Annotated in this window: 9 protein-coding genes; 8 read left to right on the top strand and 1 reads right to left on the bottom strand. The window is 69.4% G+C overall.

Annotation, left to right across the window (positions count from 1 at the left end; genetic code table 11):
- Positions 1–106: 106 nt before the first annotated feature.
- Positions 107–631, bottom strand: coding sequence for a sigma-70 family RNA polymerase sigma factor (locus HOP12_09220; GenBank protein ID NOT34335.1), 525 nt, complete (start codon positions 629–631; stop codon positions 107–109).
- 194 nt (positions 632–825) lie between these two features.
- Between HOP12_09220 and HOP12_09215 the strand changes: the two genes are divergently transcribed.
- The 8 genes from HOP12_09215 to HOP12_09180 all read left to right on the top strand — a co-directional run.
- Complete coding sequence (locus tag HOP12_09215) at positions 826–1,713, top strand: zf-HC2 domain-containing protein (GenBank protein NOT34334.1); 888 nt, start codon at positions 826–828, stop codon at positions 1,711–1,713.
- 63 nt (positions 1,714–1,776) lie between these two features.
- Entirely contained in the window at positions 1,777–4,173 is a 2,397-nt protein-coding gene (locus HOP12_09210; protein ID NOT34333.1) for a T9SS type A sorting domain-containing protein, read from the top strand.
- A 178-nt stretch (positions 4,174–4,351) separates the two neighbouring features.
- The gene (locus HOP12_09205) at positions 4,352–5,377 is read left to right on the top strand and encodes a MoxR family ATPase (GenBank protein ID NOT34332.1); all 1,026 of its coding nucleotides are present in this window, start codon (positions 4,352–4,354) and stop codon (positions 5,375–5,377) included.
- A 43-nt stretch (positions 5,378–5,420) separates the two neighbouring features.
- Positions 5,421–6,836, top strand: coding sequence for an amino acid permease (locus HOP12_09200; GenBank protein NOT34331.1), 1,416 nt, complete (start codon positions 5,421–5,423; stop codon positions 6,834–6,836).
- Positions 6,833–7,600, top strand: a complete 768-nt coding sequence (locus HOP12_09195; GenBank protein ID NOT34330.1) for a class I SAM-dependent methyltransferase — start codon at positions 6,833–6,835, stop codon at positions 7,598–7,600. Before HOP12_09200 ends, HOP12_09195 begins: the two co-directional genes overlap by 4 nt.
- Before the next feature lie 4 nt (positions 7,601–7,604).
- The gene (locus HOP12_09190; GenBank protein ID NOT34329.1) at positions 7,605–8,501 is read left to right on the top strand and encodes a DUF58 domain-containing protein; all 897 of its coding nucleotides are present in this window, start codon (positions 7,605–7,607) and stop codon (positions 8,499–8,501) included.
- Positions 8,498–9,103 (top strand): hypothetical protein, encoded by a 606-nt coding sequence (locus HOP12_09185; protein NOT34328.1) that lies wholly within the window; start codon positions 8,498–8,500, stop codon positions 9,101–9,103. The genes HOP12_09190 and HOP12_09185 overlap by 4 nt, the downstream gene beginning before the upstream one ends.
- Positions 9,100–10,924 (top strand): VWA domain-containing protein (locus HOP12_09180; protein ID NOT34327.1); only part of this gene is annotated, 1,825 nt, incomplete at its 3' end. The genes HOP12_09185 and HOP12_09180, both read left to right, overlap by 4 nt.

Here is a 10,924-nt window from a genome sequence, read left to right as displayed (position 1 = left end):
GCCCGATAGCGGCCGGCGGCGAGATGCTGCTCGAACTCGGTCGGCGCCTGTGCCTCTGCCACCGCACTTGCGGCCAGCAGGCCGGCGACGACCAGCGCCGCGAGCCTCACGGCCGCGGCATGCCCAGCTCGCCCATGTGTTCGCGCAGCACGCGCAGACAATTGAACATGCGAACTCGCAGCGTCGATTCGCGGCGCTGCGCGCGTGCGGCGATCCGTGCGTAGGGCCAGCCTTCGAAGTAGTGGAGCTGGATGATCTCGCGGCAGCGATGATCGAGTGCTCGCAGCCCGGTGGCCAGGCGGGCGTGTTCGTCGTTCACCTCGGCGAGGCGCGAGGGCTCGGGCCCGGGGTCGACTTCGGTCTCGTCGAGCGGTTCCGCGCGGCGCACGCGCTGGCGCCTCACGCGGTCGATCGCGCGCGCCAGCGTGACGGTGCGCACGAACGCGCGCAGCCCGTGAGTGAGCCGGAAGTCCGCACTCGAGGCCGCCCGCCACACCTGCGCGATCACGTCCTGCACCACGTCTTCGATCTCTTCGCGGCTCAGGTTGAGGCGCCGGTGGAAGAGGATGGCGCGGGACCAGCGCTCGACCTCGCGACACGCCTCCGGATCGCCGCTCACGAAGCGGCGCACCGACGCATCCTCGATCGCGGGCGACGAATCGCCGACGGTGGCGGAAGCGGCGGGCGGGAGTCGGGGCGAATCGTTCAGGCGGCCCTCCTTGAAGATCGAGCGCGCGACGCGGCAGACGCGGTTCGCGCGATGGAGTATAAACGCCTGAGTCGCTGGTGCGACCTGTGAGCGGAAAGCCGCGCCAAGGAGCCGACATGACCCACGAGCAGGCGGAGCCGCTGATTTCGGATTGGGCGCGCGGAGCGCTGGAGGCTGCGCGCGCGGCCGAGGTCGAGCGTCATGTCACGACGTGCGATCACTGCCGGGCCGCCGCGCAGGCGGCGCACGCGCTGCTCGCCGAGACGAAGCGCGTCTCCGCTTTGGCCGGGCGCCATCCCTCTTCGGACCAGCTCGCCCGTTACGTGAGTGCTGCCGACTCGGAGCCGCTGGCAGCCCTCGCAACCACCGGAGTCCATGTGCGGGAGTGCTCGGCGTGCCGCGAAGACGTCGCGCTGATGCGTGCCGCCGCATCCCCGGGCTGGTTCGCCGCGGTGCGCGCCGGGTTCGTTGGCGCGCCGGCACCGGTGCGGGCCCTGCAGCCCGCGCTGGCGCTGGTCGCCCTGCTGCTCGCCTATCCCGCGTGGCTCGGTCTGGTGCAGGCGCCGCGCGAACGTGCAGAGACCGAACGAAGGCTGATCGCTTCCGAGGACGCACGCCGGGCGGCCGAGCGCCGAACCAGCGAGCCGTCCGTGGCACCCGCAACCGGCGGAGGCGTGGTGGCGCTGGTGCTTCGCGGACCGACGCGCTCGGCCGCGACGCTCCCGACCTTGCGGCTCCAGCCCGGGCAACTCGAGCAACCGCTGTTGCTCGATGCTTCACCGCCGGACGTACGGCTCTCGATCCGCATCACCGGAGCATCCGGCGTGGCGGTGTGGAGCGTCACGGGACCGCGCGAAGAGTTCTGGGATGCCTCGAATCAGCTGGTCGGCGTACGCGTGCCCGCGACCCTGCTGGCCCCCGGCGACTATCGCATCGAGCTGGCGGCCGCCGGTCACCCGGAGCCGCTGCTGACCGCCGAGTTCCGAATCCTGCCTCCGCGCTAAACGCGGGCGCCGCTGGCGCGACGGTCTGGGTGGACATCCACCCCACGATCGAGGAGGCCTCCCATGCGCCGTGCGTTTCGGAAATCCCACCTTTCCCTGGCTGTCGCAAGACTGTTGCTCGTCAGCTCGGCGTTGATCGGCTCTGCGATCGCACACGCCGACGATGTCGGACTCGAATGGAACGCGGCGACGAACCTCGCCGGAGCGCGCTGGACCTACGGCACCAAGGCGCTGGTGACCGGCACGCTCACGCTGTGCCCGAACGCGTTCACCGATGGTCTGGGAGTTCAGTACTGGCGCGAAAGCGTCAGCGCGAGTGCGGCAGCCGCGGTCTTCAATCCCACCGCGATCGCCCGCGCCGTCAGCGACATCGGCATCCTGCCGAGCAAGTCGTTCGCGCTGCGGCCCAGCGGGGCGTGGTCGGTGGTGCGATGGACAGCGCCGATCGCCGGCACCTACACGGTACGCGGTCGCTTCATCGCGCGCGTGGATGGCGGCACGATCGCGCAGGGTGAAGTGGCGATCGTGCGCGGAAGCGAGCTGTTGTTCAGTCGCTTCCTGCGCTCCGATCGCACCGGAGGAACCGCGACGGTGGTGACCACGATCGTGTGCGCGACCGGCGAGCAGGTGGACTTTCAGATCGCCCCGGGGAGTACCGGCATGGGACTCGACGCAACCGTGAACTGGGAATCGCCGAGCGATCCGAACGGCCCCGTGATCACCTTTGGGCCACATCGCTTCGCCATGGCGCGCTGGCCGGGCGCGGCGTCCGACGAGCTGGCGTTCGATCCCGTGAACCGCCGCCTCGCGAGTTCGGGCGCACTTCGCGATCGCTGCGGCACGCTGGTGAGCGCGGGACCCGCCAGCGGTGTGGGCCTGGCGTGGGATCACATGACATCGACCTACTGGCAGGTGACGCCCGATCGAGTCGTGCGCCGCTGGAGTGCGGCAGGCGCGCTGCTCGACACCGTGTTCACGGTGCCGAGCACCTTCACGGTGCCGGGCTCGGGACTCGACACGCTCGAAAGTGTCCGCGGCATCACGGTGGACTCGTCGTTCGTCTACTTCGTGGATGCCGGAGCCAACCCCGGTCAGATCACGTCGAACGCGTGGTTCAAGTTCACGCGCGCGGGAGCGCCGATCAAGTCATCGCGTTCGACCAACTTCGTCGCCAATCTGGATGCCGACTTCGACGCGCTGGTGGACGACATCGTGTGGTCGCCCATGACGAGCCCGGTCTACCCGGGGCGGCTGCTGATCGCGCTCGAACACAGCGGTATTCAGGTGGTGGACCGCGACGGCAACTTCATCGCCAAGTTCCGCTGGAGCACGCAGGACCTGCCGCCCAAGAACCCCGCGATCTCGCAGTACTACGGGCGCCTCGGTGCGTTCGCGGGTCTGGCGCTCGATCCCCTGACGGGCAATCTCTATCTGGGTGACAACGACAAGGGTTACGCGCAGGCGTGGGTGCGTCTGCCGGGTCCCGGGACCACCTCGTTCGCAATCGGCGTCTTCAGCGCCCTCGAGTATCCGCGCCCCGGCTGCACGCTGCCGCTCTGGGAGGACCCGATCTCCGGGCCGGTGATGCTCGGGCTCGCGTGGCGGCCGTCCGACGCCATGGGCTACACGGTCGACGTCAACACCGGCGATCTGTGGCGGCTCGATCCGCGCACCGGAGTGACCGCGAGGCTGGGGCCGACCGGCGCCAGCGCCCGCGGAGTCGCCTACGCCGCGGACCGCGATGCGCTCTACGTGCTCGATCTGACCGGAATCGGCGACCGGGTGTTCGTGGTGGATCCGCGCACCGCCGAGGCGAGCCCGCTCGCGCAGGCAACCGGTTTCTTCCCGACCGACCTCGCCTACAACGCGGTCGACGGATTCCTCTACGGCATCGACAACACACCGCCCGCACGGCTGATTCGCATCAACCGCGACACCGGCAGCAGCACGGTGGTCGGCAACACGACGGCGGCCCGCGGACTCGACTGGGATCCCGGCACCAATCGGTTGTGGGCGGTCGGCTACGGCGCGACCCAGGGGTTGATGCTCTCGATCGATCCCGCCACCGGTGCGACCACCACGCTGTCGAGCGATCCCGGCGCGACGTTCCGCGACGGGCTGGCCGTCATCCGCGCGACCGGCAGTGCGCTCACGACCGCGGTCGAATCGGAGCTGGTGACCCCGCCGCGTGCCGCGCTGCAGGCGACGCCGAACCCGGCGCGTGACGAAGTGAAGCTCACGTTCTCGCTGCCGCTGGCCGGCGAGATCCGCGTGCGGATCTTCGACGTTGCGGGACGCGAAGTGCGCAGCGTCCATCGCGGCGCACTCGCGGCCGGCGTCCATCGCATGAGCTGGGACGGTCGCGACGATTCCGGCCGGCGCATGCCGGCGGGCGTCTACTTCGCGCGCGCCGAATCGGGCTCGACCTCGCGGGTCGCACGGATCGTACGAGTGGATTGATCCGAGCCGCGCCCATCCGACCGTGGCCCGCGCTGGTTCTCCGGCGCGGGCCACCGGCGCGTCGCGCATTGTGAGCCGTGAAAACCGCGTGCTAGCCTTTCACGCCCTTCACAATCGGCGCAGGGCGCGGCCCTAGCCTCGATGCTCGCCCGCGCTTGAGCTCCTCTCACCATCGGGGATTCGTGTGACCACCCAGCCCGCCACGTCCGATCTGCAAGCCGTCGAATCCCTCAAGTCCGCGCGTGAGCGAATCATCACCGAGCTGCGCAAGGTGATCGTCGGACAGGACGAAGTGGTGGACCAGCTCCTGATGGCACTTTTCGCGAACGGCCACGTGCTGCTGGTGGGAGTGCCGGGACTCGCCAAGACGCTGCTGATCTCGAGTCTCGCGCGGGTGCTGGATCTCAACTTCAATCGCATCCAGTTCACGCCCGACCTGATGCCGAGCGACATCACCGGCACCGACGTGATCGAGGAAGAACCCGCGACCGGCAAGCGCGCGATCCGCTTCATCCGCGGCCCGGTGTTCGCGAACATCGTGCTGGCCGACGAGATCAACCGCACGCCGCCCAAGACCCAGGCGGCGCTGCTTCAGGCGATGCAGGAGAAGCAGGTCACCGCCGGCGGCCAGACCTTCGACCTCACGCTGCCGTTCTTCGTGCTCGCAACCCAGAACCCGATCGAGCTCGAGGGCACCTATCCGCTGCCCGAGGCCCAGCTCGATCGTTTCATGTTCAACGTATTCGTCGATTACCCGAGCGAGGCCGAGGAGGAGAAAATCGTCGCGACCACCACTTCGGCCTACGAAGCGAAGCTCGATCGGGTGCTGAGCGGCGCCGACATCATCGCGCTTCAGAAGCTGGTGCGCCGCGTGCCGGTCGCCGATCACGTGGTTCGCTACGCCGTGCGACTGGCGCGTGCGACGCGCGGTGGAGCCTCGAGCAGCGGCGGCGCCGGAGCGCCCGAGTTCGTGAAGCAGTGGGTGTCGTGGGGTGCGGGGCCGCGCGCCTCGCAGTACCTGGTGCTCGGCGCCAAGACCCGCGCGGTGCTGATGGGGCGTTTCGCGCCCGGCATCGAGGACGTACGCGCGGTTGCCCCCGCGGTGCTGCGGCATCGCATCGTGACGAACTTCAGCGCCGAGGCCGAGGGCATCAAGCCCGACCGCATCATCCAGGATCTGCTGAAGACGATTCCGACCGAGTAGCGCGCCGAGCTTCGCAGCCCCACCCGAACCCGGAGAACACGGCATGCCCGAGGCCGCTCGCGTACCGCCACGTGATTCCGTCGAGTTGAAACGCCAGATCGGGCTCTACGCCGCGACCGCGATCACGGTCGGCAACATCATCGGCTCCGGCATCTTCCGCTCGCCGAACTCGGTCGCCCAGGATCTGCACGGGGTCGGGATCGTGATCCTCGCGTGGGTGGTGGGCGGCATTTTGTCGATCTGCGGCTCGCTGGTGCTCGCCGAACTCGCGGTCACGCATCCGCGCACCGGCGGACTCTACGTGTTCATCCGCGAGGCGTTCGGCGACGCGTGGGGCTTCGTGTTCGGCTGGGCGAACCTGTGGGTGATCAAGCCGACTGTGATCGCCTCGATCACGAGCGTGTTCGCGCTCTACTTCTGCCAGGCACTCGGCCTGCCAGACTCGACGCAGTTCGTGGTCGGTGCGGCGGCGATCGTGCTGCTCACGTTCGTCAACTGGCTGGGCGCGCGCGAGGGCGCCGGCACCGCTTCGGTGCTCACCACGCTCAAGGTGATCGGAATCCTCGGCGTGTGCGCTGCCGCGTTCCTGCTGCCGGCCACTGCGCCGGGCACTCCGATGCCCGTCGTCGAGGCGGTGGCCGCCAAACCACTGCTCACCGCGTTTTTCGCCGCCATGATCGGGATCCTGTTCGCCTACGACGGCTGGACCGATTCCACCTACGTCGCGGGCGAGATCAAGAATCCCAAACGCGTGATGCCGATCGCGATCGTGTGGGGCACCTGGCTGGTGGTCGGCATCTACGTGCTCACCAACCTCGCCTACTACACAGTGCTCGGCGACGACGGCGTGCGCGCTTACCAGGCGGTCGGCTCCGAGACGGTACGGCGGGTGCTCGGTGAGTGGGGTGCCAAGGCGCTCGCGGTGCTGGTCGCGATCTCGACCTTCGGCACCACCAACGGCGCGATCCTGACCGGGCCGCGCGTCACGCAGGCGATGGCCGCGGACGGGCTGCTGTGGAAGCCGATGGCGGGACTCGATCCGCGCCGTGGCACCCCGTCGCTCGCGCTGTGGGTCCAGGCGGTGCTGTCGATCGTGTGGCTGCGCGTGGCGGGCGGCTTCGATGACGTCTCGGGCTGGTTCGTGACCACTTCGTGGCTGTTCTACGGCGTCTCGACCGCCGCGCTGTTCGTGTACCGCCGCCGCGAGAAGGAAGAGAAGCTCGAGGCGCCGAGCTATCGCGCCGCGTTGTTCCCGCTCACCGCGATCGTGTTCATGGCCGTGACCGCCGTCATCATCTACAGCGACTTCACGACCAGCACGCCGCTCGAGATCGAAGGGGTGAGCGGTCCGCTGGTCGGCATGATCGCGCTGATCCCGCGCGCCGGCCTGGGCGTGCTGATCGCGCTGATCGGATTCCCGGTCTACTGGCTGTGGAAGGGTCGAAAGCGGATGGCATGAGCTACGCCCACACCACGCCCTACTTCGATGCCGAACTCTACGACCTGTCCTACGCGTGGTACGACGCCGACCGGGCCTTCTACGTCGGCGAATCGAGCCGCGCCGGCGGGCCGGTCCTCGAAGTCGGTTGTGGATCGGGCCGGCTTCTGATTCCGGCGGCCGCGGCTGGAGCCGACATCGACGGCATCGACCTGGAGCCGGCGATGCTCGACCTGCTGCGTGCGAAGGCCGCGCGCGCCGGGCTCACGCCTCACGTCGCGCAGGCCGACATGCGTGACTTCACCCTGCCGCGCCGCTACGCGCTCATCACGATTCCGTTTCGCGCGCTCCTGCACAACCTCACCGCCGAAGATCAGCTCGCGACCCTGCGCTGCTGCCGGGAGCATCTGGCGCCGGGCGGGCGCCTGCTCTTGAACCTGTTCTTTCCGAGCATGGCCTTCATCCAGGCGAAAGACGGCGTGCCCCAGCTCGAGCGCGAGTTCACGCACCCGGAGTCGATGGCGCTCGTGAAGATGGAATCCACGACCCATTACGATCGCGTGCGTCAGACGCTCACCACCGACCGCACCGTCACCGAGACTCCCGCGAGCAGCGCACCGCGCGTGCATCGCTACGCCTTCACGCTGCGCTGGATCTGGAAAGCCGAGATGGAGCTGCTGTTGCGCGCCGCGGGCTTCGAGCGCTTCGAGGTGCGCGGCGGCTTCGAAGGCGCCCCGTTCGAGCGCGACGACCAGGAAATGGTGTGGACCGCGTGGCGGGAGTGACGCGATGAGCGGCTCGAACTACCTGGACCCCGCGGTGGTCGCGCGGCTCGCGCATCTCGACGTGCGCGCACGACTGGTGGTCGAGGGCTTCATCGCCGGCATGCACCGCTCGCCGTTTCACGGCTTCAGCGTCGAATTCGCGGAGCATCGTCCTTACATGCCGGGTGACCCGCTCAAGAACCTCGACTGGAAGGTGTGGGCGCGCAGCGACCGATTGCTCGTCAAGCAGTACACCGAAGAAACCAATCTGCGTTGTCATCTGCTCGTCGACCTGTCGGGCTCGATGGGTTTCCGCTCGCCGCGCGCCGTGATGAGCAAGCTCGACTACGCGCGCTCGCTGTCGGCCGCACTGGCGTACCTGATGTTGCAGCAGCAGGACGCGGTCGGGGTCCTGACCTTCGCGGACCGCCCCCTGACGTTCGTGCCGGCGCGCGCGGTGCGTTCGCACCTCGACGTGGTGCTCAAGACGCTCGCGAGCGCCGAGGCACAGGGCCGCACCCGCCTGGGCCCCGCCCTGCACGAAGTGGCGGAGCGCATCAAGCGGCGCGGGCTCGTGGTGCTGTGCTCGGATCTGATGGACGACCCCGCCGAGGTCTTGAAGGCACTGCAGCACTTCCGCCACCGTCAGCACGAAGTGGTGGTGTTCCACATCCTCGATCCCGACGAGGCGGACTTTCCCTACAACGACACCGCCACGTTCGTCGACATGGAAAGCGGCGAGCGTCTGACCACCGAACCGTGGGAGATTGCGAAGCGCTATCGCGAGCGACTCGAGGCGTGGAGCACCCACTACCAGCGGGCCTGTCGTGAACAGCTGATCGACTACGTGCGGCTCGACACCCGCACCGCGTTCGACAAGGCGCTGCTCGCCTACCTCGAGAAACGGGCGCGGCTGCTGTGAGCGTGCGATGGATCGCAACCGCAGCGCTGACGTTCGGGGTCGCGGGACTGCTCGCGCTCACCGCCGAGGGCGCCTGGCCGTTCGCTTCGCTCGAACTCCGTCACCGGCGCGAGATGAAATCGCGCGTCGCGGTCCCGGCCGATCCCACTCCGACCCGCTTCGAGGCGCTGGACGCGCTGCCGACGCGGTCGAGCGTCGCGGAGTACTCGGCCATCGAGAGGCGCGCAGTCGCGGTCGAGGGATTCGTCGAGCGCTTCGACGCCCGCGGCAACGGTGAGGTGGCGCTCCGTATCGTCCGCGAGTGGCCCACGACGCGCGGAACCACTGGCGCGCTCCTCGCTACGCTTTCACCCTCGTTCCGAGCGCGTCACCCCGAATGGGCGGTCGATGCGCTGGTCGCCGAGTTGAGGCTCACGGAGCGTGCGGAACTCCCCGCAGGCGGCGAGGCGCGCCGCGTGCGGGTGAGCGGCTGGCTGATGTTCGACGCGGCATGGAGCATCCATCCGGTCACGCGGCTCGAAGTCTGGGACGCGTCCCTGGCGCGCTATCGTGACGCGGGTGTGTATCCCGAAGTGACGACGAAGCGCGGAGGCGGCGCGTGAATTTTCTGAATCCGCTGTTCCTGTTCGGTCTTGCCGCCGCTTCGATCCCGATTCTCATCCACCTCTTCACCCGCCGGAAGCCGCGCGAGATCCTCTTTCCCTCGCTCGCGTTTCTGAGCGAGGTGCAACAGAGCGAGATCCGGCGCCTCAAGCTCAAGCAGTGGCTGTTGCTGCTGCTGCGCACGCTGGCCGTGGCGTGCCTGGCACTCGCGATGGCGCGGCCGGCGATTCGCGGATCGTTCGGCCAGGGCTCGGCGCCGACCACCGTGGTGGTGCTGGTGGATCGCAGCGGCAGCATGTCCGCGGGCTCTCGCGAGGGCACGCTGTTCGCCGCGGCGCGGCGCGCGGTCGAGCACGTGCTCGCCTCGCTCGGGCCGGCCGATGAGGTGCTGCTGGTGCCGTACGACGCAGCGGCCGCGCCGCTCTCGCCCGAGCCGTCGACCGATATGGCGCGGGTGCGAGGTGCGCTGCAATCGCTCGCACCCGGTGCCGCGACCACGAATCACCGTGCCGCACTCGAAGCGGCCGCGCGGGCATTGAGCGCGAGCCGCCGGCTCAACAAGGAGCTGTTCTGGCTGAGCGATCTGCAGGCCGCCGGATTCGGCACCGACTCGCTGCCCGCGGCACTTCGCGATCCGGCGTTCGCGAATGCGCGCATCTACCTGGTGCCGTTCGCGACGACGAATCGCGCCAACGCGGCACTGACCGACGCGAGTCTGGCGCCGGCCGAGACCGGCGGAGCGCTCGAGGTCGGCGCTCAGGGCTTCGACGCACAGGCCGGCGACCTCGCGGTCGAGGTTCAGGAATCCGACGGGAGCTCGCTGGGACGCGGCTTCATCGCGCTGCCGGCGCGCGGATCCGCCGGCACGCTGCTGCCCCTGAGCCGTGTGCCGGCCATCGGGGCGCGCGTGTCGATTCCCGACGATGCACTGCCGCTCGACAATCAGCGCTGGGTCGCGGCAGGACGCGACGGCGGACTGCGCGTGGTGCTGCGCGAGGACGGTGAATCGTCGCCGCTGAGGCTTGCGCTCGAAGCCGGCTCGCCGGCGTCGGGGCTGGTGGTCCGCGCAGCCGGCGCCACCGAGATGCCCGAGGCGCTGCGTAGTGCCGACGTGGTGGTGCTGAACGATCTCGAACGCCTCGGTGCCGCCGAAGCGCAGGCAGTGCTCGATCATCATCGCGCGGGTGGTGCAGTGCTGGTGGTGTTCGGTGCGCGCGCGGACGCTGCGTGGTGGAACGAATCGGTGCTGGGGGCACTCGGCCTCGGCCGCCTGGGCGATCCCGTCGCTGCCGCGAGTGGCGCGTCGTGGCGCCTGATGCGCGCGGTCGCCGACCATGCCGTGCTGTCGGGATTCCCCGCGCGCGCGGGTGAGCCGCTCTCTTCGGCGCGGTTCTTCGCGATTCGCGGCTTCACGCCGGCCGCCGCAGCGCGCCCGCTGCTCGAGTTCGATCGCTCGCACCCGGCGCTGATCGAGGCACCTCACGCGCTCGCGCTGGTTGCGTCGTTCGGCGCCGGGGCGTCGGACCTGTCGACCAGCGGCGCGTTCCTGCCGCTGCTCCATCAGATGGTGAAAGTGCTGGGGCGCGGGAGTGCGGCGCCATCGCTCGAGCCCGGCGAGCGCTTCACGATGCCGGCGACCACCGGCCCGTGGCGCATCGAGGATGCCGACGGGCGCGAGCTGCCTTCGGAGCTGGTCACGCGTGACGGCGCCACGCACCTCGAGTCGGAGCGGCTCGAGCGCCCGGGGCTCTATCGGGTCACGCAGGCGGGCGCGCTGCGCGCCAGCTTCGCGGTCAATCCGAGCCCCGCCGAGTCCGACC

Source organism: Candidatus Eisenbacteria bacterium, assembly GCA_013140805.1.
GTDB lineage: Bacteria > Eisenbacteria > RBG-16-71-46 > RBG-16-71-46 > RBG-16-71-46 > JABFRW01.
Note: the sequence above shows the minus strand (reverse complement) of the source record. Positions and strands in the feature narration are given on the sequence as shown.

Coding starts and splice junctions, on each gene's coding strand:
- HOP12_09215 (NOT34334.1), top strand. CDS start 826: ATGACCCACGAGCAGGCGGAGCCGCTGATTTCGGATTGGGCGCGCGGA.
- HOP12_09210 (NOT34333.1), top strand. CDS start 1,777: ATGCGCCGTGCGTTTCGGAAATCCCACCTTTCCCTGGCTGTCGCAAGA.
- HOP12_09200 (NOT34331.1), top strand. CDS start 5,421: ATGCCCGAGGCCGCTCGCGTACCGCCACGTGATTCCGTCGAGTTGAAA.
- HOP12_09195 (NOT34330.1), top strand. CDS start 6,833: ATGAGCTACGCCCACACCACGCCCTACTTCGATGCCGAACTCTACGAC.
- HOP12_09190 (NOT34329.1), top strand. CDS start 7,605: ATGAGCGGCTCGAACTACCTGGACCCCGCGGTGGTCGCGCGGCTCGCG.